This is a genomic window from Lactobacillus colini (genome assembly GCF_017874575.1).
GTDB classification, from domain to species: domain Bacteria; phylum Bacillota; class Bacilli; order Lactobacillales; family Lactobacillaceae; genus Lactobacillus; species Lactobacillus colini.
The window spans coordinates 1-22,845 of record NZ_JAGGLU010000015.1 but is presented as its reverse complement, the minus strand read 5'-3'; the positions used below and the strand labels follow the sequence as shown (position 1 = coordinate 22,845).

The following is a 22,845-nucleotide window of genomic DNA, read 5'->3' as shown; positions in this document are numbered from 1 at the left end:
AACAATACTTTGGGCTTATCTATTATTTTGCGTTATACTTTTATCAATAACACTAGCGAGGATGAAAAATTATGACAGATAATACTATTAAAATTGCCTATTTATACGAAGATTTGATGAATACCTATGGTGATTCTGGCGATGTAAAAGTTGTATCTTATTTACTTGCCAAACAAGGCTATAAGACTCAAGTAGACAATATTTCTTTAGATGAAGAATTTGATGCTAATGATTACGACTTCATCTTCTTTGGCGGTGGACAAGATTTTGAGCAGACTGTTGTTGCTAAAGACCTCCCTCGCCATAAGGATACTCTTGAAGAATACGTCAACTCAGGTAATCCTATGCTCTGCATCTGCGGTGGCTATCAATTAATGGGCGATTACTACAAGACTAATTCAGGGGTAACTATTAAGGGCCTAGGTATCTTACCGCTTCATACTGTCTTTAAGGCTGATAAGCGAATGATTGGCGATACTCGTTACATGACCGAATGGGGCGAGGTTAAAGCATTTGAAAATCATTCTGGTCAAACTTACTTTGATAATACTGACAAATTACATCCCTTCGGTACAATGATTGAGGGCTATGGTAATAATCCGCAAGATAAGGTTGAGGGCTTGCGTTATAAGAATCTAATTGGTTCTTATTCACACGGTCCTCTTCTCAAAAATGTTAATGTCGGCAATGCAATTGTCAAAATGATTTTGCAAAGGCACAAGGAGCGAACAAATAATGAAGTTCAATCCGTTTAGAAAAGAAAGCCTCAAGCGTTATCTCGGCACAGATAAGAATTTCGTCAAAACGCTTGGGGCTTTTGACTTATTAACTTTAGGTATTGGGGCAGTTATCGGAACTGGTATCTTTATCTTGCCCGGTACTGTTGCAGCTAAGAATTCAGGTCCTGCTGTAACAATCGCATTTTTAGTAGCAGCTATTGTTTGTGGATTGTGCAGTCTATGTTATGCGGAACTGTCCTCCGCCATCCCGGTAGCTGGCAGTGCCTATTCTTACGGCAATATTCTCTATGGTGAAGTCATCGGCTGGATCCTAGGCTGGGCATTGGTTCTTGAATATATGCTCTCCGTAGCTGCGGTTTCCAGCGGCTGGGCCGCTTACTTCAATTCATTGATTAATAGCTTTGGGCTACATATTCCACATGCACTAGAAGGTCCTTATAACCCAGCAAATGGTACCTATCTTAATTTATGGGCTGTTATCAGTGTTTTGTTAGTTGCAGTGCTACTTTCCCGCGGTATGAAGGCATCAATGAAGTTCAATAACGCTGCAGTCATCATTAAAATAGCTATTATTTTGATCTTTATTGCAGTTGGTTTGTTCTTTATTAAACCTAAGAACTACACCCCATTTATGCCATATCATGCTAGCGGCGTTTTACATGGGGCAACGACGGTGTTCTTTGCCTTCTTAGGGTTTGATGTTGTTTCAGCTTCTGCAGCCGAAGTCAAAAATCCTAAAAAGAATATGCCAATTGGAATTATTGGGACCTTGATTGTAGCCGCAGTCCTTTATATGTGCGTTTCTATTACTTTAACGGGGATGGTTAACTACAAAGAACTTGATGTTGCTAATCCCGTTGCCTTTGCCTTAAAAGTTGTACACCAAGGATGGCTAGCTGATTTACTGTCTATTGGTGCAATTTTAGGAATGAGTACAATGATGTTATCAATGATTTATTCTAGTTCACGTTTGATTTATTCAATTGGTCGCGACGGATTATTGCCTAAATTTTTAGGTAAGATAGATAATAGTGGTCTTCCTGAAAATGCCCTTTGGATCGTTACAATTATAATTGCGTTGATGGGTGGCTTATTTTCTCTAGATGAATTAACAAGCCTAGTTTCCATTGGGACTTTATTAGCATTTACTTTTGTTTCATTCGGAGTAATTAGATTACGTCATCGCTCTGACATTCCTCAAGGCAGCTTTAAGGTGCCAATGTACCCTATTATTCCAATCATTTCTGGCATTGCATGTATTGGTATGATGTGCTTCTTATCTAAGAATACCTATTTCTTTGCTGGAATTTGGTTTGCATTTGGATTATTGATTTATATTTTATACGGTTATAAACATAGTAAGATTGAAAAGAATAAAAATTAGGAGGTTTACATGTCTGCAACAACTGAAGATAATTACAAGTTATTAGTTAAACAAGCACAAGCATTAGTTGCAGATGAAAGTGATTGGATTGCAAATACCGCTAATGTTTCCGCGCTTTTGTTTAACTTATTGGATAATGTGAATTTCGCTGGTGTATATCGTTATGAAAATGGCGAATTAATTTTAGGACCATTTCAAGGGATGCCAGCTTGTGTGCATATTCAAATGGGTAGCGGAGTCTGTGGTACTACTGCCCAAAAACAAGAAACCCAAATTGTAGAAGACGTCCACAAGTTTCCTGGTCACATCGCCTGCGATAGTGCTTCTAATTCAGAAATCGTGGTACCAATCTTCAAGAATGGCTCACTTTGGGGCGTGTTCGACTTTGATTCCACTGAGTTTAACAATTTTGATGAATTAGATAAGAAGTATCTAGAGGAGATTGCTAATAATTTATTCTAATAAGAACAAAAAGAGAGGTGAAATTAATTTCATCTCTCTTTTGTTAACTGTTTATTTCTCAACAATAAAACTTCAAAATTATACTTTTTAAGTAGCTGCTTATTTGTATGATGAGCCACCTCAATAATGGTATTCGGAAGATTATAGATTAAGTCACGAATAATATCAGCATTCTTATCATCAATACTTGAAGTAATCTCATCCATTAAGATAATCGGACGCTGATGTAGCAAGGCTCTAGCTATACTTAGTCTCTGCTTTTGACCTCCAGAAAGAGTATCAACTTGAGCAGAGATTTCCCTATCTAAAATATTATCACCTAATTCTGTAAGTAGATTTACCTGCTTTAACGCCGCTAAAAGCTTATCATCACTAATATCCTTGCCTAAAGTTAAATTCTCTCTAACACTGCCACTAAATAACCACGGATCCTGCCTAATATAAATCACATCTGTCGGCGTAATTTGGCGATCGTCGTATGTAACTTGGCCTTCACTAGGATGAATATTATTGGCAATTATATTTAATAAACTTGATTTACCTACACCAGATTCACCCGTCAGCAGGATCTTTTGACCATAAGGAATATGTAGATTAATATTTTTAAAAATATCATAATTACTGTATTTTAAGCCTAGATTCTTAATATCCAAATTAGGCTTTGGATCACTATTTTGAACTAGCTCAGCTTCTTTTAGCTTTTCAGGCAACTTTCTAATATCCTTTGAACCTAGCATTTCAGTCCAATACTGCATTAAGTTTCTAGTGCTTTGAACCACATTATTGGCAGTTAAAGTTAATGTTAGTAAGACACTAATTGTCACATTAAACATCTGATTTTGAATGAAAATAAATCCTATTCCCCAGGGAATAATAAATGATGCAACTGTTGCCAATAAATTGCAATATAGAATAACCCAGTTCAAGTTTTCCTGCTTTAGTGCTAGACTTTCAGTATTTGTTATCTTGCTTACTAGTTTTTTGAAAAAGATCTTTTTGGCGTTATATTGGATAATCTCAGCTCTTCCACTTAGCCAATCTTCAGCAACTTCCAAAGTTTTATTATTAGATTTACTCCACTTTTTACCTAAGGCTGCTAGTCTTTGTTTACCAAATAAGGCCGGTATCATGCTTAAAGCTGAAAAAAGTATCGCAATTAACCCCATTACTAAGTTAACATTTAACACATAAACCGTAGAAATTAATGCTTCAGTTCCAGAAACGAAAACATTAATAATATTTTGAAAGTAGCTATCATCTATCTTGTTAGCATCATTGCTTATTCGATTTAATCCCTTGCTGACCTTTTCTTGATGTTGAAAGCTGATATTCATCATTTGTTTCTTCAAAGCGATCTTTAGGCGCCTTCTAGTATAGTTAATGATAATATGTTCCAAAAAGAAGCCAGTATACACTAGTACAAACAAAATAGTTGCATAAATTAAAAAGCGATTTAATTCTGGTTGACTTGCATGAACCAGGGTTGGAAATTTTCCAAATATTGCTCCATTAATAACCCCTTGGAAGCTTCCCCAAATCACTGTCACAAGTAAGGCTATTAACAATTTGATCGGTAATTGCTTTATAATCCATTTTAGGTTTATTTTCATAAAAGTAGCTCCATATTTTAATATATAATTCAAAAATTGTTTAAATAATAATGCTTTTTTAACATAATAATACTTATCAAAGTTTTATTCAATGTCTGTTATTAAAAAAATATTTATTAACCGAATTTGTCCAAAAAATGACCGAATTTGTATATTTTCACTATAGATACATAAATTTTTCTATAATAATCCTTGAAAATTTTAAATCTAGAAGGGATTTTTTATGAAACTAAAAAGAAAATTATTGGCATTAAGCCTTCCAGTTGTTTTTATTTCATCAACCGCTGGAACAGCTTTAGCAAGTACAGTATATTATAGAGGAACAGCTGTTTATTGGGATCATGGTAATATAGGAAAAGTTAGATCCTATTCGAATGTTCAAAGTCACCATTATACTCATAGTTCCACAGCTAATGGAGTGTGGTCCCATTGGAAAAGGAAAGGCACTATGGCTAAAGCTGCAACTTGGATTACTCCTGGCACCCGTGCTGAAGCATATTGGGATTGTAAATAATGATGCACACTAAGCTACATTTAAAGCGTACTCATTTCATTGGGTACGCTTTAATTCTTATACAAACTATCTTACTACTTTTTGTTACAACTACTTTTTTAGCAATTAGATACGAGAATCAGTGGAAAGATTATCTAAATAACCAAACGTCTTATAATATTTATCTGAACAACATTCAAAATGATAAAAGGGATGAAGTTATATCTTACTTAAAATCTGAAGCTGATTCTAAAAAATTTTTATTACTGAGAAAGCAATATCTGAATAACAAATTTATCTTAGGTGTTTATGGTGATATTTCTAGTATTAATACTGACTTTTACTATGACCACCAACAACTTATCTCCAAGAACAATTTATCTCAGCTGCTTCACTCCAGTAATATACATGCTACTCTGGGGCTTGGAAATGGATCAATCAATCAGATAGCTCCTATTTATAAAGCGCCACTTGGTGACCAGATTGTAATTTTTCAACTTGACGAATATAATCACCTTACTAAATCAATTAGAGGACAGTACCAACTAGTTGGCTTAAGTTCAGATAAAGAATATAATTCCTTAGTTAATTCTATTGCTAAAATAACCGGACAGCCTAAGAATAACTTCATCGAAATACATGGTGGTGAATCTCAAGATAATACATTATTATCATCATTCTTAATATTTGGAATATTGATCACTAGTCTAGGCATATTTGCCTTTTTATTCATAGATTTGCTTTCATCTTTAAAAGAATTCGGTACATTAATTCTATTAGGTTGGTCTAAAAAAACTATTTTATTTAATAAGTTTATTCCGTTTTTAGGATTCAGCATTGGCTTGGGAATATCTTTGGATCTTATATTATCTTTTTACCTTGGAAAACAATTTTTCATATATTTTGTTTATTACTTAACTTTGGCAATCATTCTAGGAATAATTTTATTAATCATTATTTACTTAACAGCTGCTCTACTTATTATCTCCCTGAAGAATATCTCTTTAATTAAAAATAGATACCCGAAATCTGTGCTTTATACTTTTATTATGCTTTTCTACATAATAATAAGCAGCATCTTAGTAATAGTTGGAACATATATAGATGGACCTACTGAATCCATTATTGCCAATGCTCAACAAGCTGCTCAATGGCAAAAAGTAGAAAATATGGAAGTTCTAAAAAAAAGCTCTCCCGGTAGTGACGGTATTAGGTCTATCAGTGATCCGTCTTCAGACATATATAAAGATACGTTAAATTTCTATAAGGATATAGCTAATAAACAAGGTGTTTATCTGATTAGCTCTTTTTATGGTTCTGAAGATTGGTTATCTAATCGCTCTTTGTACAAGAGAATGCCAACTAAGCCATTTACGATTCTTACTACTTCACCCAACTACCTACAAAAAATTAATTTTCATATTAGTTCATCTGCATTAAGACAGGCTAAACAAGGAAAACGAGTATTCTATATACCAGACACTTATTCATCTAAACAGCAAATAAATTTAAGAATCTTTTTAAAAGATTTTGTGACTGACGGTATTACTAAAAGTGATATACAAACAACTTTTAGTAAGCACAAGCAGCTAATTTTAATTCCTTACCATCCAAAAAAAGAAATTTTTCTTTGGAATAATGACTCAACAGAACCTACTCATAGTAGGAATCCAATCATCGATATAGTTACTCCAGCCAATATGACTTATGTTGATATTGGAAATATTCAAGGTCCTGGTCTTGATAGTAATTTAAAGTTTGAAAGCAAAAAAATCGTCCATAAAATTATTACTCCCAAAAGACTTATTAAATACCATTTAGATGATAATAAACTGGAATATACTACTATTTCTAACTACATTGATGGCGAACAAAAATCTCTTTGGCAAACTATCACCATGTTTAGCATTGTTTTACTATTTTTAGTAATAATTTTATCTTTATTAATCATAGTTTTAGCAATGTTCTATAGAAATATAAACCAAGAAAAAATTGCCGTTAAAAAATTTTTAGGATTTACGTTTTGGCAAATTTATAACGTACCATTATTAATTATCAGCGTCGTCGCCTTTGTAGAATTAATTGTCATATTAATAGTCCGAAGTAAAATTGGTATTCCTTTAGTTTTACTAAACTTTTTAGTTCAACTAACAGTATTTTACATTTACTTATCACGAACTCAATTTTCTAAAATTATCGAATTATTTAAAGGAGAATAGAATGCATAAAAATGCACTTGAAGTTTGCAATTTGAATAAAAAATTTGGTTCTCGTACCATTTTTCAAAATCTCAGCTTTACTATCAATTCTGGTGAATTCGTTGCTATTGTCGGTCCCTCTGGCTGTGGCAAATCAACTTTACTAAATATTTTAGGCTTACTCGAAACAGCTGATCAAGGTAAAATACTTTTATTTAATAAAGAATTGCCACCAATTAATAGTAAGCAAGCGACTTTACTAAGGCGCAATGTAATTAACTATCTATTTCAATCTTTTGCTCTAATAACTAATAAAACAGTTAAGGATAATTTACTTTTAGCGATGCATTTTATCAAAAATTCAAACGCTAATAAAGAACATTTAATTTCTAATGTTTTAAATGAACTAGATATTTCACATTTAATAAATGAGCAAATATCTAGCCTATCAGGTGGAGAACAGCAACGAGTAGCCTTAGCTCGAGCAATTCTCAAGCCTGGTAATTTAGTTCTTGCTGATGAACCCACTGGTGCATTAGATGAGCAGCGTGCTCAGCTTGCATTTAAGCAAATTGAAAAGCTCCGCTCACAGTACGGTAAAACTATCTTAATGGTTACCCATAATCTCCAACAAGCTCGTCAATGTGATAGGATTATTAATCTTGCTGACCTTTAAATCACCAAGATAAACTTAACCGCAAGACAAAAGCACATAAAAATCTTGTAGCAATAGTTAGTTCTTTTACTTGGAAATTAATAACAAAATAATAGAGAGATTGGCTTATCTGCCAAATCTCTCTATTATTTTATTTGTATTACTTCTAGAATAGTAAACACTACTTCCGTCAGGAAAGAAAATCTTTTTCTCATCCAAATCTATCCTTTGGACATTATTTGGATTAATTAAGCATGACTGAGATACTTTCATTAGGAAGTCATTTTCTTTATCTATTGTCTTAATTGCCCCTTTGATTTCACTTTCACCACTAGCAAAAATTAAATTTAATTTATGATTTAAATTATTACTTTCTAAGTAATATATTTCGCTCACTTTAATTTTTTGATATTGTCTTCCCCATTTAAAAGAAAAATACTGGACTGTATCATCAATATTTTCATTAATGTTTTCAACACAATCCAATAGTGTTTGAGTCATACGCTTTATCAAACATTCTGAATGCTGATTTTTATTGATATAATCAATAGCTCCAATTCTTCTCTCATAAGTCAATGGCGCATACTTATCATAGGCAGTTACAAATACTATTTGACTATTTTCATCCCTTGACTTAATGAAATCAGCTAGATCAACACCTGTCTTACTAGACTTATCTTTGCTAATTTCAATATCTAAAAAATATATTGCATTCTTTACATCATGAGCAACAATATAACCTGCTACTTCTTCAAATGAAGTAGCAACTAAGGACAGCTCAAGAGATTTATTCTTAAACTGTTCATTTTCATCTTGAATATTCTCCCAAGCAACAGTAATTTGATCGGCAATATTTCTCGCAATTGCTGGCTCATCATCGCAAACAATTAGTCGATAATTCATTAATTTTCAACCCCAACTGCTAAATAAAAGTCAAAATATTCATTATTTGCCCGATAAGTAATGTCCATCATTGGATATTTTTCATTAATTTGATTAATAGTGTATAGTCCTAAGCCATGATGTCCCTTTTTCGTAGTGAATCCCTTTTGAGATAACTGACTTATTTTTGGCTTTATCTCGCTTAAACTATTCCTAACTTCGATTTCTAAATCATTATCACTATAAAGCATAATATTAATCCAAGAATTGTCTTTACCTTTACACTCTTCAATTGCATTATCTAGTGTTATTCCAACAATTCTTAATAAATCTAATTCATCTATTTCCGGGGGAATATTATCAATTTCTTTAGTACATTCAAGACTATACTCAATTCCCAAATCAGACATTTCCGTTAATTTGGTAATTAGCAGGCTTTTTAATGTATCGACTTTAACGTGGTTCAAGTTTTGATACTTTAAGAGCGCCTTTTTATCCAAATTATTTTCAGTAAATTGATCTAATTTATTGATTACTTCATTCAAGTTGCCCTTTTGCGCACTTAGCTTTAATGAATTAAACATGTTTTGATAATCATGTCTAAAACTTCGTAGTTCATCCTCGTCTTTTTCAAGATAATGGGCATACTTCTTTTGCTCTTGGTATTTTTCTTCAAGTTCTTCGCGAGTCTTTTTGGTTAATAATTCATTTTGAATTTTTACCATTTCGATATATCCGCCGATTATGAAGATACTTTGCAACACTAAAAAGATACCAAAAAAAGAAACAAGTGAAATAAAGCTATAGTTGTACTTGTATTTCAGCATCATTACTGTAATAATCGCATAAAAATAAATCTCTATCCACAAAAAGACATTCTTATTTTGACCAACTAGCTGCTTATAAATATATCGGTGATACTTCCTTATCAGGAAATACATGGCTACTAGCCAAATATTAACAAATAGAAATTCATATAAATTACCATTTACTATACCTAGAAAAATAGTTTCTATCATATCAAGACTAATAATAAAAATAGCCGTCCCTAATATAACATGCAGCTTACTTTGCTTTTTAAAGAATAAAGTAAGCAGCGCTATTTCTAGAATATTTGATACTACTAGCATTCCGCCAAAGAGAGAACCGATAGCAGGAATAATTAGCAAAGCCAAGAAAATTATATATTTCCATTTAAATTCAAACTTTATTCCTGTAATTTTAAAAAAGCCCCAACCATCAAATATAACTGAAGCTAACAAACAGTATAAAAATAGAGCAGATTCTATCATTCTAGTGCCTTCCAAACAATTTTAGTAACTTCTTAAAATCAAAATTTCTGAAAAAATTAGGACTTGCAAAAAAACATATAAGATTAAACATCAGACCACTCCTCAATTAATTTTTCTTAATATTATCATATCAAAATGATCATCTAAAAAAATAAAAACTACCTAACTGGTCATTTTTTAGACCTATCGGTAGTTTTCTCTAATTTTTTACTTTTTCTTCGGTTGCCAGCTCAATGCTGCTACAGCTAAAATAATCATTATCGCTCCAAGCCAATCAATTGGTGCCATCACTAGTCTAAATACAAGAACGGATCCTAAAGTCGCCGATACTGGTTCAAAGGCATCTAATAAGCTAGCAGTAGACGGTGCAATGTAGCGCAATGATCCCATCATCCATTGGAATGGAATCAAAGTTCCAATTACGATTACTCCCAACATCAATAATATAATCATACTAATTGATTTTTGTGGCAAATGCGGCCATATTGGATGAAAAATTGATAAGGCAATTCCAGCAATCAACAAGCCCCAGCCAGTTACCACTAAGCTAGAGGTGTGGTCAAGTAAGCGTCTAGGAATTAAGGTATTAGTTGCAACACCAACAGCTGATAAAAAGCCCCAGAACAATACCATTGGCGATAAAGATAACTGATTAAAATGACCATGCGTTGCCAAAAAGAATACCCCAATAAAGGCTACAATTCCGGCCAATACATCTACTCTTCGCAAAGCTTGATGTTCAAATCCTACCATATATATCATTACAAAAAATGGCCCTACAAACTGTAAAATTGTCGCAATTGAAGCATTAGCCTGTTGGACAACAATAAAGTAACAATATTGCACCGGAACTAATCCTAGCAAGCCATAAGAAATAACTGTGACCGCATCTTTTTTATCTCTCATTACTGCCAGTGGCTTTTTACCTGTAATTTGAGCAAATATTAACAATAATACACCGCTAATAACCATTCTCACTTGTGTGATCCAAATTGGCGTTATCTCTGGACTGATATTAAATAAGCCTTCAGCAAATAAGCCCGATATTCCCCAAAAAATACACGCCAGTGCCGCTAATAATGTCCACAATCTCTTCTTACTTGCCATACTATCTACCTTTCTATTTAGCATCTTCCATCATAACAAAAAATCTAGTCAAAAAGATATAAATATTTTTACTTGATTTTTTATTAAAACTATTATTAAATATACTCAACATAAAATTTAAAAAGCTATGAAAAAGACGAGTAAATAATTTATCTCTTTCAGTGAGCTGGTACTAGTGTGAAGCCGGCAGACCCTGAATTATTGAAAAACACTTTTTCCAAAAGCTGCCCTTCAAACTAGCATTGACTATAGTAGATGGCGCCGTATCTGGAACGTTACCATACCAGTGGGGCATGTTAGCGCTCTATTAAGTCGGTCTATATTTAGACAATCTGGGTGGTACCGCGGAAAAAAGCCTTTCGTCCCTATCAATTAGGGAGCGAAGGGCTTTTTCTTTTCTCTCAAATTTATTTTTAAGGAGATATTGAAAAATGGAACTAATTTTACCTAAGGATTATCATCCATCATTAAGTGTACGTGATACTGAAGCAGCAATTGTGTTTATTCGCGAAACTTTTCAAGATAAGCTTAGCCAGGCCTTAAACTTGCAAAGAATGTCTGCTCCCATGTTTGTTGAACAGAGTACTGGTTTAAACGATAATTTAAATGGAATTGAACGACCCGTTGCCTTTGACATGAAAGCTATCCCTAACGATACAATCGAAGTTGTTCATTCATTAGCTAAATGGAAGCGTTTAGCACTTAAGCGTTATGGTTTCATGATGCATGAAGGCTTATACACTAACATGAACGCCATTCGTCGCGATGAAGATTTAGATAACTTTCACTCTATCTATGTCGATCAATGGGATTGGGAGAAAATTATCTCTAAGCAAGAGCGCAATGAAACCACTCTTAAAGCTGCCGTCGAAAAAATTTTCTCTGCTATCAAGGCAATTGAAGCAGAACTTATTCGTCGCTACCCAGGCTCTGTTTACCGTCTGCCTGATAAGGTTAGTTTTGTAACAAGCCAAGAGCTCGAAGATCGCTGGCCTGATCTTTCGCCTGAAGAACGTGAAGATAAGATTGCTAAAGAAAAAAGAGCCGTTTTCTTAATGAAAATTGGTGACAAATTGCAACGTAGTGGTAAACCACATGATGGTCGTGCACCAGACTATGATGATTGGTCACTCAACGGTGACTTATTATTCTGGTATGAGCCATTGGGCAAGAGAATTGAGATTTCTTCTATGGGTATTCGCGTAAGTGAGGAAAGTCTTCTCAGTCAACTAAAAAAAGCTAACGTCGAAGAAAGAGCTAGTTTACCATTCCATAAAATGCTTTTAGCTGGTCAACTTCCTTATACTATTGGTGGTGGTATTGGTCAATCTCGACTCTGTATGATGCTTCTAGGTAAGGCGCATATCGGAGAAGTACAGGCAAGCATCTGGCCTAAAGATATGATTGAAGACTGCGCTAAAGACGATATTTTTCTTCTTTAAATCTAATAAAAAACAGGATTACTTTGATCCTGTTTTTTTATTAATCTTATCCTTTAAATTCAAACTAAATCTAAAAATTAAATAGCCAATAAGACAAGTTACTATATCAGCCGCAGCTTGAGCCCATACAATACCATCATAATTCATTATTCGACGCAATAATTCCATCATTACAAAATAAATAACACCCTGACGAGAAATTGCCATAATCAAGGCTGCCCAGGAATTACCTATTGATTGAAATACCGTTGTATAAACCATGATTAATCCAATCAATGGTGTTGTTATTAAGCAGGCTAATAGCATATAACTACCTGAATTTATAATTTCTTTCTGTGACATAAACAAGCCAACAATTGGTCTTGCTAAGCCAATTAAAATTATACTCGTGACAATTGCATAGATAATTTGAACCAAAATATCAAAACGTAAAATTGCTTTTAATCTTTTCCAATTTTTAGCACCATAATTATAACCGATTAAAGGCTGCGCCCCAAAGGTAAAACCTATAATGACTAAAACCACAATATTATAAATCTTCTGCGTAATTCCCATCGCAGCAATTTCATTAGCACCATAAGCAGCTAAGGCAGAATTTAGAAGTGCCATACCAAAAGTTTGGGCAAAGTTAGTCAATGAACTTGGAATACCAATCAATATAATATCTTTAATGGTATGCATATCAAGCTTGGCCTGCTTAGGATCAACAGTAATATGGGCAGCTTTCCTTATTGTAAAATACATCAGTAATATATCAGTTATTAAATAACCTAAGATATTGGCAATTCCCACTCCAGCAGCTCCCATTTTTAAAACAAATAGGAATATTGGATCAAGAATAATAGCCATTACAGTTCCAATAACAGTTGCTATCATTGCTTCTAAGGCTAAGCCCTCGGTCCTAATTAGGTTTTGTGGTATTAATGAACAGATAATAAACACCGCGCCTAATACCACTACTCGATAAAAAGCTGCTGCATCAGCATATGTATTTTCTCTTGCACCTAACATAAACAAAATTGGGCGCTCATAAGCTAGCAAAATTATAGTGACAATAATGCTAGCTACAATCCCCGAATAAAGGCAAAAACTACTTGTTCTCTTACTGAGATCATAGCGTTTTTCTCCAAATAATCTTGAAATAACGCTGCTACCACCCAGTCCAAAGATATCTGCTATCGCTATTAAAAAATTAAACAAAGGTGCACCAATAGTTACTGCAGCAACTAACTTAGTATCCCCAGTCTTAGCTACAAACATCGTATCCGCCAAATTATATATCATTGTTGTGATCATCCCCAATACCACCGGGAATGCTAACTTAAAATAAACTTGTTTTATTGGTGCCTTTGCAAATAATTCTTCCATGTTCCACCTAATTTTTCATATTTTCAACTTTCCACATTTATTATACGAAAAAGAAGCTAGAAATTAATCTAGCTTCCGCAAATATTTCTTAGGAAATTATTTTTGTGTCTTCTTAGAAATCCAGAACATAATTAGAGGCAATATAATAAAGCCAAAAATCATCATTGCAATTGCATACCAGTTAAGTCCAACAAAGTCACCTTGACTGTTAACAATGCCAAATTGTGCCTTCCAATTATATTCAATCAATAAGAATACCACAATGATTATTGAAAACATTGGAATTATTACATCTGTCAATAAATTCCTGCTTGCATTCAAAATTGGTTCCGCACTTTTACCGCGATAAAATTTAATTACCGCAATTGGCACTACAATGAACCCTAAAAAACGCACCATTGCACTTAAAGTTATCAAATTAACCATATTATATTCGAAAGCCATAGGAATTAAAATTGCTAGAGCTACAGATATGAAGAAAGTTCTAATTGGAAAGTTATTCTTTGTTCTCTTAGTTAAACTAGTAGAAAGCTGATTTTCTCTTGCCATTGCTTCTAAGATTCTTGGCGCATTAAAACTAGAAGCTACATTAATGCCAAACATTGACACCAAGGCACCTATCAGAATAACATCCCTTAGAATTTCATTTTTAAAAATGGCACTAATTGCGACTACTTGCTTAGTTGTTATCAAAGCATTCGGATCAAGTACCATAGCAACTGCTACAACTCCAATATAAACTACTGCAATAATTAATATTGCAAGTGGAATTGCACGCGGCAGGTTCTTTTCTGGGTTCTTCATATCATCAGAACCTGAAGCTACTGATTCAAAACCTGTAAATGCATAAAAAGCAGATACAATAGCCATCACAAAGCCCGTAGTTGTTAAAGTCGGTACAATCTTTTGACCATTTTTAGTAATTTGATCGACATCATTTAAATTACTTGATGCCCCTGACCCTATCAAGAGTACGACACCAACCAAAATAATTAATATCAATGCCGCAAGCTTGCCAATAGTTGCTAAATTCATTACATATTTAACAACTTTTTGACCAAATAAGTTAATAATGGTAATAATTGCCATTAAAACTAAAAAGCCAATCGTAACATTTATTGCCTTGTCAGGATTTCCACCAAAAATAGAAATAGTTGACTTAATAACGCCAACCGCCATTACTCCCCAAGCAACACTAGCTGAGAAATAACGCAGAATTCCCATATAAAAGCCTATCTTATCGCCAAATGCCGCTTTAGAATATGCATATGCTGCACCAGACTTAGTTACGTACTTAGCTGCCGAAGCAAATGAAATTGCCAGTATTGCAGCAAACATCGCCGCTATGAAATATACCAATAAGGCTTTAGAACCAGACTGTTGCACAACACTACCTGGTGTTAAAAAGATTCCCGATCCAATGATTGCATTAATTGCCAATAGTACAATTGACCAGAATCCTAATTTATCACTCTCACTTTTACTCATTTTAAATTTCTTTTCTATTTATTACTTGCTTGTTCAATAATATATTTAAACAAGTTATTTTGTATTTTAGAAACTCTATGTAGCATTTCAGGGTGCCATTGAACCGCAATAACTGATGCATCGTCATTTTCAATTGCTTCTACTACCCCATCAACACAACGGGCAGAAACCTTAAAATCTGGTGCTACTTTTTTAAGCAGTTGATGGTGGAAAGAATTAGTCTGCAATTCTTCTTTTCCAAGCAATTCAGCTATTTTCGTACCTGGTGTAACTTTTACTGTATGTGTTACTAAAGTAGGGCGTTGATTTTGCGAATGCTTTAATGTCTTTTCTTCACGATAACTTAAATCTTGGTAAAGCGAACCACCATGTGCTACATTGATAACTTGAGCACCACGACATACTCCCAGCACCGGAATATGCTTTTCTTCAGCAAGTTTAAGAAGTAACATATCGAACTTATCACGTTCTGGCCAAATATTACCCAACTTTTGTTCAGGCTCTTCACCATAATTATGTGGATCAACATCGTGTCCACCAGATAGGATCAATCCATCCACATTATCCATCTGAGCTTTAATAACATCTTCATTTTCATTAAATGGGATAATAAACGGAACCCCACCATTTTGAACAACAGAATCAACGTAATCTTCATTTACATAACTACGATGATATCCAGGAAAAATTCCTCCATTATCAATAATTACAGATCCTGAAATTCCAATAATTGGTTTATGCATGTTAGATTCCTCCATTCTTTTTCTTACGCTATTAATATACAAAAAAAGCTCTCTTACAACAAGTAAGAGAAACTTTTTTAATCAATTTTCTTTTTATGATGTCTTATCCAATAAACTAATGTTGCCAAAATTAAAACACCAGCTCCAACAGATACCGATACTCTCGTTTCTGGATTGATAAACATAAAAATAACAATAATTACTAGCATAATTAAGGCAAAATAATTAGAATACGGATAAATTGGCAATTTAAACGGGTGATTTTCCATTAAATCTTGATTGTGCTTCCTAAAACGTAATTCAGCCAACAGAATAACAAACCACGCTACCATACCTGGTAAAACAGACGAACTATAGACGATTACAAATAGCTCACCCATTGTTTTGTTTACCATTGACAAAATAATATTAAGAACGAAACCGATCAATATTCCCCCGGTAATACCTAAAATTGCCCTATTAGGCACAACTCTCTTAGAAATATGACCAAAAGCTTTAGGCGCTTCACCATCATGAGCTAACTTGAAAAGCATTCTACTTGATGAATAAATTCCCGAATTTGCTCCAGATAAAGCTGCTGTCAAGACCACAAAGTTAATAATTCCTGCTGCTGCAGTAATTCCTACCTTAGTAAAAGTTTCAACAAATGGGGAACCAATAGCACTAAGTTGATTCCATGGATAGATAGTAACAATCACAAAGATTGCTCCCACATAAAAAATCAAGATACGCCATAACACCGTTTTAACACTTTTTACAATAGCTTTTTGTGGATTGGCAACTTCACCAGCCGAAATACCAATTAATTCAATTCCTTGATACGAGCCGACGATTATCGCCATCGAAAAGAAAAAGCCCTTAATCCCATTAGTGAAAAAGCCTCCGTGTGACCATAAATTTGCTAGTCCAATTGGATGTCCATGATTACCAACACCGAGTACGATTACTAATAAGCCTAAAATAATCATCAAAATTATTGTAACGACTTTAATCATAGCAAACCAAAACTCTAATGCACCATAAGCTTTTGCACTGACAATATTTGCCAGTAAAAGAAAAATAATAATTATTATTCCTGACCAAAAGGCACTTACATTAGGCCACCAGAATCTTAAGTATTCTGTAGCTGCAACTACTTCTGATATACCTACAACAATATATTGAAATACCGCAGCCCATTCTGCTAAATATCCAGCGAGCGGTGAAATATAATCAGTGGCATAGTCAGCAAATGACCCAGTGCTAGGATTAATATATAAAATTTCTCCCAACGCTCTCATTACAATGTAAAGAATTAATCCTACAAAAATATACGCCAATAAAACAGAGGGACCAGTCCATTTAATTGTTGAAGTTGACCCCATAAATAATCCGACTCCAATTGCTCCACCGAGTGAGATCATTTCCATTTGGCTGGCGGTCATTGAGCGTTTTAACTTAGGTGCTTTATTCTTTTCTTTGCTCACTACGAACATCCTTTCTGTGGCGAATTAAATATACAATCACTGCTAATATTAATACTGCTGCACCAGCCGCTACAGATACTCTCGTTTCTGGATTAATAAACATAAAGATCACGATTAGTACTAACATTACAAATGCAAAATAATTAGAAAATGGATATAGCGGCAGTTTAAATGGATGATTTTCTAATAAATCAGGGTTATTCCTTCTAAATCTTAGTTCTGCCCATAAAATCACAAACCAAGGGATCATACCTGGCAACACTGACGAAGAGAACACAATAACAAATAAATCTTGTGTAGACTTATTAAGTGTTGCCGCAAATACATTTAATATAAAACCTAATAATATTCCCCCGGTAATACCCATAATTGCATGACTTGGTACAATTCTTTTGGAAATATGACCAAATGTTTTTGGAGCGTCACCATTATGTGCTAGCTTAAATAGCATTCTACTTGATGAGTAAATACCCGAATTAGCACCAGACAAGGCAGCTGTTAAGACTACGAAGTTAATAACGCTGGCTGCTGCAGTAATTCCAACTTTAGCAAAAGTTGTTACAAATGGTGAGCCCATACTACTTAACTCATTCCAAGGATATATTGTTACAATTACAAAGATTGCTCCAACGTAGAAAATTAAAATTCTCCATAAAACTGATTTTACAGATTTTACAATTGCATCTTGCGGATTAGCAACCTCACCAGCTGAGATACCTAACAGTTCAATACCTTCATATGAGCCTACAATAATTGACATTGAGAATAAGAATCCCTTTAAGCCTCCTGTGAAAAATCCACCATGGGCCCACAAGTTACTAAAACCAGTAGGCTTTCCACCATTACCAATACCTAGGAAAATAACCAAAAAGCCTAAAATAATCATCAAAATTATTGTAACAACCTTAATCATGGCGAACCAAAATTCTAAAGAAGCATAAGCTTTAGCACTAGCTAAGTTGGCCAATAATAGCATCGCAATAATTATTATCCCTGACCATAAAGCACTTACATTAGGCCACCAAAATTTTAAATATTCCGTAGCTGCAACAACTTCTGACATACCTACTACAATATATTCAAAAACATTAGCCCACTCCGCTAAATATCCAGCAATTGGATGAACATATTCAGTTGCATAATCAGCAAATGAGCCCGTCCCTGGATTAACATAAAGCATTTCTCCTAAAGCTCGCATTACTACATATAAAATTATTCCTACAAATAGATATGCCAATAATACTGATGGTCCTGTCCACTTAATTGTTGCAGTAGCACCCATAAATAGGCCTACCCCAATGGCACCACCAAGTGAGATCATTTCCATTTGTCCCGCAGTCATCGAACGCTTTAGCCCGGGAACTGATTTTTTGTCTTTCATCTTGTAACTCCCTATTTAAAGCTAATAAGTCTTAAAAATCTAGCTTCATAAAATATTACATTAAAAATATTTTAATACATGACAAGCTTACTGCCAAGGTTAAATAGCCTTTTTTTGCTTGTAATTAAATAAAAAAAGCTTAGGTTTTTATCGCCTAAGCTTACTACATTATTTTCTCAAAATTCCACGTTTTATTTTTTGCCCTAATGTCAAAGCTTTACGAATATTTTTAGACGGAATATGTTCTCTAATTGCCCTAAGCGTTGTCTTAGTATGACGTGATGCGAAGTAAAACTGGCCATTTTTTTTAGTACAGAGCTTAAATCTAGGAATATACTTACCACCAAAATATACATCAGCAACTACAACCGTAATTTCACCCCAGGGGATTTGAACATAATCATTTAAGTTATTATCTCGATAAAATTCAAACCCTTTGTCTCCGATCATAATTTTTCCATAAGTGGGCATCCCACGAAACCAAGTTCCTGAATCGACATATTCAGATTTAGTATTTAATGATTGAACCATTTAACCTTTCCTTTATAAAACAAAAAGCAGTCGCTGTAGACTGCTTTTTATATACTGCCAAATTATTAGAATAAGCCTACTACGTGACCTGCAATACCTACAATGAAGATGGCAATAATGATAACAATTGGTGAAACCTTCTTCTTCAATAGCCACATACAGAGGAATGTAAGAAGTAAGGCTGCTAACCCTGGAATTAATGAATCCAAGTTGTTTTGCAAGGTTGTTTCTTTAACCTTATCCAAAGCCAAGCCATTACCCATATTCCATTCAGTTAATACTTTGTGGATACCTTGAGCACCTGATGGGATAGCGTTCCAATCAATATAAGCTCCTTTTGATAATGGCACTTTTGAAACTACAGGCTTGAAGTTAATTGATACCCAACGTTCAATCAAAGCACCAATGACGAACATACCCATCATTGAAGCACCACGGGTAATCTTTTGTAATAAACCACCTGAAGCATCTTCGGTAATCTTAGTACCAGCCTTATAACCCATTTCTTGAGTATACCATAAGAAGGCGATACGAATAACGTTCCATAAAACAAAGAATAGTATAGGTCCAAGAACATTACCACTTAATGCTAGTGAAGCACCCAATGAACCAATAATTGGACGAACAGTGTACCAGAAGACTGGATCACCAACACCAGCTAAAGGTCCCATCATACCAACTTTAACACCGTTAATAGTTTGATTATCAACGTCTGCTCCATTAGCTCTATCTTCTTCTAAAGCAAGAGTAACGCCTAGAATAGGTGAAGTTAAATATGGGTGAGTGTTAAAGAATTCCAAGTGTCTCTTCAAGGCACTCTTCATATCATCCTTATTAGGATATAATTTGCGCAAGGCAGGAATCATACTATATGCAAAACCACCGTTTTGCATTCTTTCATAGTTCCATGATCCTTGTAAGAATGTTGAACGCCAACATACTTTCCATCTATCTGACTTAGTTAATGTTATTTTATTTTCTTTTTTTGCTGTTTCAGCCATTTGCTTTAGCCTCCTCTAGCTTAATTTTAATAATCATCCAGAATGTCGCCAAGTGGATCCCCTGAACCACTATTGTCGCCATTACCACCGTTATTTTTGCCAGATCCTTCTAAAGCTAAGTACATAAGTGCCATTGAAAGACCAATACCACCTAAAGCAATCAAAGTTAACTCTTTAATTGCTGCTAAGCAGAAGCCAATAGCAAAGAATGGCCATACTTCACGGTTAGCCATCATGTTGATAACCATTGCATAACCAACAGCAACAACCATACCACCACCGATAGTCATACCATCGTTCAACCATTGTGGCATAGCTTCCAATCCCTGACGAACTAAGCTAGCTGGAATAGCTAATAACAAAGCAGCTGGAATAGCTATTCTCAAGCCCTGTAATGCTAAAGCAATATATTGCCATAAGTCAATGGCACGCCAGTTACCTTCTTCAGCTTTCTTGTCCATAATGTGAACAATAGCAACTGAGATAGTACGAACTAACATTGTTAAGAACAAACCAGCAACAGCTAATGGAATAGCAATACCAATAGCAGTACCAATACCTTTTTGTCCTTGACCACCTTGTACTAAGATAATAGCTGAAGCTACTGATGCCAATGCAGCATCTGGCGCAACAGCAGCACCAATGTTAGCCCAACCTAAAGCAATCATTTGTAATGAACCACCTAACATAACACCTAATGTCAAGTTACCTGTAACTAATCCAATAAGTGTACATGCAACAAGTGGTTGATGGAATTGGAATTGATCCAAAATACCTTCCATACCTGCTAGGAAGGCTACGATAACTACCAGAATCATCTGAATAGCGTTCATTTCTTTTCCCCCTAAAGTTTTATTTATTCTTTAATTCACTTTCGGCCTTTGCCAAAAGGTGATCAATATTTTCTGGACTGTCTGATGGAACTTTTCTTACATCAAACTTAATACCAAGCTTTTGCATTTCTTTAATCGCATCAACGTCTTGTTGGTCCATTGCTATAGCCTTGTTAACATTAACTTTGCCTTCAGTATAAGCAATTGAGCCCAGGTTAATTTCTTTAATACCGATGCCATCCTTGATAGCTTGTAAAGCTTCTTCAGGATTTTCGAATAATACTAAAGCCTTAGTATCACCAAAACGTGGATCTTTATCAACTTCCACCATCTTTTTAATTGGAACAGTGTTAGCCGGAACACCCGCTGGAGCAGCTTCTCTGATCATTGACTTACGAAGCTTATCCTTAGCAACCTTGTCGGAAACAACAATAATACGAGAAGGATTAATACTCTTAGTCCAGCCTGTCGCAACTTGTCCGTGTAACAAACGAGTGTCAATTCTTGCTAAACCATATTTAATATGTCCATCTCCTAGAACTGTTCCTTCGGGAATGGCTCCCTTAGGTTTCTTAGCTCCTTCTTTTGGTGCAGCGACTTCTTTAGGCATTAGAGATTCAGGCTGCGTCTTAATACCATCTCTACCTGGTTTTACGATTGCACTTGCAATATCTTGAGCTTTTTCAGAAGCCATACGTTGCCCCAAAGCTTCAATAACCATCGGTAGATTCATACCTGTAACAATTGCCCAATTTCCTCCATGCTCTTTGACTAAATTATTAGCCTGATTAAATGGGGTACCACCCCACAAATCAATCAAGAATAAAACTTCATCTTGATTATCGAAAGAAGCGATTGATTTTTCCATCTTAGCTCTAATATCATCTGGACCTTCATCCGGCTTTAAAATACAATGTGCTAAATTTTCTTGCTTACCAAAAATCATTTCAGCAGATTGAAAAATACCATCAGCAAAGCCACCATGACTAGCTAGGATAATTCCTACCATTTGATTTCCCCCTTAATCAAAAAATGTACGAATACCTTTAGCATTTCTAATGTATACGTTTACCTTTAATATAATATCATTAATTACATGAAAATGCTTGCAAATTCGCAAAAAAAACAAGTTTTTTGCCTATTTTAATCAAGAAAGTAGATTATAAAATAAAATTGAACGTTTAATTTTTTATACAAAAAATCATTTAAAATTCTTTTACTCGTGGTGCTAGTTAAATCGCTCTAAACAATATTCCAGGTTAGATATCAAAATGGCAATTTCTAATCTTTGCTGAAACCCTATTAAATTACGTGCTCGACGATTAAAACGTGAATGTGAGAAGTTCACAAAAATATTCACAAAATCGTCTTTGTGATTCAATGCCAACTTTGAACTACCAAATAAACATAGCTAAGATAATGCTATCAGAGATTTTACGCTTGTCGATATTTTTACGTTCAGACAAACTTTTAGGAGCATAAGCGTGGTAAAGCCGATGATAAATTATATTTAATTGCTTAAAACTTACTTATAAATGATGACTAAAATGATTAATCTTAAGATAGTTCAATTAGATCAGACTCTTTTCTCTTTTATTACTACGCTTTGAGTCTAATCCAATTGGACTTTTTTGATAATTAAAATGATTTAACTAGCACCACACGTATTAAATTATAAAATTTTATAAAAAAAGAGAGGACATTTGTCCTCTCTCCTATTTAGCACGGCGACTACCTAACCTCGCAGGCAGTTTCCCACCAACTACTTT

At 34.3% G+C, this 22,845-nt stretch carries 20 protein-coding genes, 1 pseudogene and 1 other annotated feature; of the genes and pseudogenes, 7 read left to right on the top strand and 14 right to left on the bottom strand.

Annotation, left to right across the window (positions count from 1 at the left end; all coding sequences use genetic code 11):
- Positions 1 to 71: 71 nt before the first annotated feature.
- The 3 genes from J2Z60_RS09855 to J2Z60_RS09845 are packed head-to-tail and all read left to right on the top strand — an operon-like array spanning position 72 to position 2,586.
- The gene (locus tag J2Z60_RS09855) at positions 72 to 755 is read left to right on the top strand and encodes a type 1 glutamine amidotransferase (RefSeq protein ID WP_209687532.1); all 684 of its coding nucleotides are present in this window, start codon (positions 72 to 74) and stop codon (positions 753 to 755) included.
- On the top strand, positions 736 to 2,124 hold the full coding sequence (locus J2Z60_RS09850; RefSeq protein ID WP_209687531.1) for an amino acid permease: 1,389 nt from the start codon (positions 736 to 738) through the stop codon (positions 2,122 to 2,124). Before J2Z60_RS09855 ends, J2Z60_RS09850 begins: the two co-directional genes overlap by 20 nt.
- Before the next feature lie 9 nt (positions 2,125 to 2,133).
- Positions 2,134 to 2,586 (top strand): GAF domain-containing protein, encoded by a 453-nt coding sequence (locus J2Z60_RS09845; protein ID WP_209687530.1) that lies wholly within the window; start codon positions 2,134 to 2,136, stop codon positions 2,584 to 2,586.
- Positions 2,587 to 2,615: 29 nt separating this feature from the next.
- Here the strand turns inward: J2Z60_RS09845 and J2Z60_RS09840 are convergent, their stop codons facing one another.
- Positions 2,616 to 4,196 (bottom strand): ATP-binding cassette domain-containing protein, encoded by a 1,581-nt coding sequence (locus J2Z60_RS09840; RefSeq protein WP_209687529.1) that lies wholly within the window; start codon positions 4,194 to 4,196, stop codon positions 2,616 to 2,618.
- A 223-nt stretch (positions 4,197 to 4,419) separates the two neighbouring features.
- On the opposite strand from J2Z60_RS09840, the gene J2Z60_RS09835 reads away from it, so the two are divergent.
- The 3 genes from J2Z60_RS09835 to J2Z60_RS09825 are packed head-to-tail and all read left to right on the top strand — an operon-like array spanning position 4,420 to position 7,563.
- Complete coding sequence (locus J2Z60_RS09835; protein WP_209687528.1) at positions 4,420 to 4,710, top strand: hypothetical protein; 291 nt, start codon at positions 4,420 to 4,422, stop codon at positions 4,708 to 4,710.
- Entirely contained in the window at positions 4,710 to 6,908 is a 2,199-nt protein-coding gene (locus J2Z60_RS09830; protein WP_209687527.1) for a hypothetical protein, read from the top strand. Before J2Z60_RS09835 ends, J2Z60_RS09830 begins: the two co-directional genes overlap by 1 nt.
- A gap of 1 nt (position 6,909) precedes the next feature.
- The gene (locus J2Z60_RS09825) at positions 6,910 to 7,563 is read left to right on the top strand and encodes an ATP-binding cassette domain-containing protein (protein WP_209687526.1); all 654 of its coding nucleotides are present in this window, start codon (positions 6,910 to 6,912) and stop codon (positions 7,561 to 7,563) included.
- Between the two features lie 105 nt (positions 7,564 to 7,668).
- Here the strand turns inward: J2Z60_RS09825 and J2Z60_RS09820 are convergent, their stop codons facing one another.
- From J2Z60_RS09820 to J2Z60_RS09810, 3 genes are all read right to left on the bottom strand, one after another.
- A complete protein-coding gene (locus J2Z60_RS09820) occupies positions 7,669 to 8,445 on the bottom strand; it encodes a LytR/AlgR family response regulator transcription factor (protein ID WP_209687525.1) in 777 nt (258 codons plus the stop codon).
- The gene (locus J2Z60_RS09815) at positions 8,445 to 9,716 is read right to left on the bottom strand and encodes a sensor histidine kinase (protein WP_209687524.1); all 1,272 of its coding nucleotides are present in this window, start codon (positions 9,714 to 9,716) and stop codon (positions 8,445 to 8,447) included. The genes J2Z60_RS09820 and J2Z60_RS09815 overlap by 1 nt, the downstream gene beginning before the upstream one ends.
- A 207-nt stretch (positions 9,717 to 9,923) precedes the next feature.
- Positions 9,924 to 10,847, bottom strand: a complete 924-nt coding sequence (locus J2Z60_RS09810) for an EamA family transporter (protein WP_425352238.1) — start codon at positions 10,845 to 10,847, stop codon at positions 9,924 to 9,926.
- A gap of 94 nt (positions 10,848 to 10,941) precedes the next feature.
- Positions 10,942 to 11,193, top strand: a binding site (T-box leader).
- A gap of 61 nt (positions 11,194 to 11,254) precedes the next feature.
- Here J2Z60_RS09810 and asnA point away from each other — a divergent pair.
- Positions 11,255 to 12,265, top strand: a complete 1,011-nt coding sequence (asnA, locus tag J2Z60_RS09805) for an aspartate--ammonia ligase (protein ID WP_209687523.1) — start codon at positions 11,255 to 11,257, stop codon at positions 12,263 to 12,265.
- 18 nt (positions 12,266 to 12,283) lie between these two features.
- Here the strand turns inward: asnA and J2Z60_RS09800 are convergent, their stop codons facing one another.
- The 10 genes and pseudogenes from J2Z60_RS09800 to J2Z60_RS10970 all read right to left on the bottom strand — a co-directional run.
- A complete protein-coding gene (locus J2Z60_RS09800; RefSeq protein ID WP_209687522.1) occupies positions 12,284 to 13,633 on the bottom strand; it encodes an MATE family efflux transporter in 1,350 nt (449 codons plus the stop codon).
- Positions 13,634 to 13,729: 96 nt separating this feature from the next.
- Positions 13,730 to 15,121, bottom strand: coding sequence for an APC family permease (locus tag J2Z60_RS09795; protein ID WP_209687521.1), 1,392 nt, complete (start codon positions 15,119 to 15,121; stop codon positions 13,730 to 13,732).
- 14 nt (positions 15,122 to 15,135) lie between these two features.
- On the bottom strand, positions 15,136 to 15,864 hold the full coding sequence (locus J2Z60_RS09790; RefSeq protein WP_209687520.1) for a gamma-glutamyl-gamma-aminobutyrate hydrolase family protein: 729 nt from the start codon (positions 15,862 to 15,864) through the stop codon (positions 15,136 to 15,138).
- A 77-nt stretch (positions 15,865 to 15,941) separates the two neighbouring features.
- Positions 15,942 to 17,288, bottom strand: a complete 1,347-nt coding sequence (locus J2Z60_RS09785; protein ID WP_425352239.1) for an amino acid permease — start codon at positions 17,286 to 17,288, stop codon at positions 15,942 to 15,944.
- A 22-nt stretch (positions 17,289 to 17,310) separates the two neighbouring features.
- Positions 17,311 to 18,711 carry an amino acid permease gene (locus J2Z60_RS09780; RefSeq protein WP_209687518.1) on the bottom strand — a complete coding sequence of 467 codons (1,401 nt, stop codon included), beginning with the start codon at positions 18,709 to 18,711 and terminating at the stop codon, positions 17,311 to 17,313.
- 168 nt (positions 18,712 to 18,879) lie between these two features.
- The gene (locus tag J2Z60_RS09775) at positions 18,880 to 19,242 is read right to left on the bottom strand and encodes a DUF956 family protein (RefSeq protein ID WP_209687517.1); all 363 of its coding nucleotides are present in this window, start codon (positions 19,240 to 19,242) and stop codon (positions 18,880 to 18,882) included.
- Positions 19,243 to 19,307: 65 nt separating this feature from the next.
- On the bottom strand, positions 19,308 to 20,243 hold the full coding sequence (locus J2Z60_RS09770) for a PTS system mannose/fructose/sorbose family transporter subunit IID (RefSeq protein WP_209687516.1): 936 nt from the start codon (positions 20,241 to 20,243) through the stop codon (positions 19,308 to 19,310).
- Positions 20,244 to 20,269: 26 nt separating this feature from the next.
- Entirely contained in the window at positions 20,270 to 21,076 is an 807-nt protein-coding gene (locus J2Z60_RS09765) for a PTS mannose/fructose/sorbose transporter subunit IIC (RefSeq protein ID WP_209687515.1), read from the bottom strand.
- A gap of 19 nt (positions 21,077 to 21,095) precedes the next feature.
- On the bottom strand, positions 21,096 to 22,085 hold the full coding sequence (locus J2Z60_RS09760) for a PTS sugar transporter subunit IIB (RefSeq protein ID WP_209687514.1): 990 nt from the start codon (positions 22,083 to 22,085) through the stop codon (positions 21,096 to 21,098).
- A 291-nt stretch (positions 22,086 to 22,376) separates the two neighbouring features.
- Positions 22,377 to 22,647, bottom strand: a pseudogene (locus tag J2Z60_RS10970) (IS982 family transposase); the annotation flags it as partial.
- Positions 22,648 to 22,845: the final 198 nt, after the last annotated feature.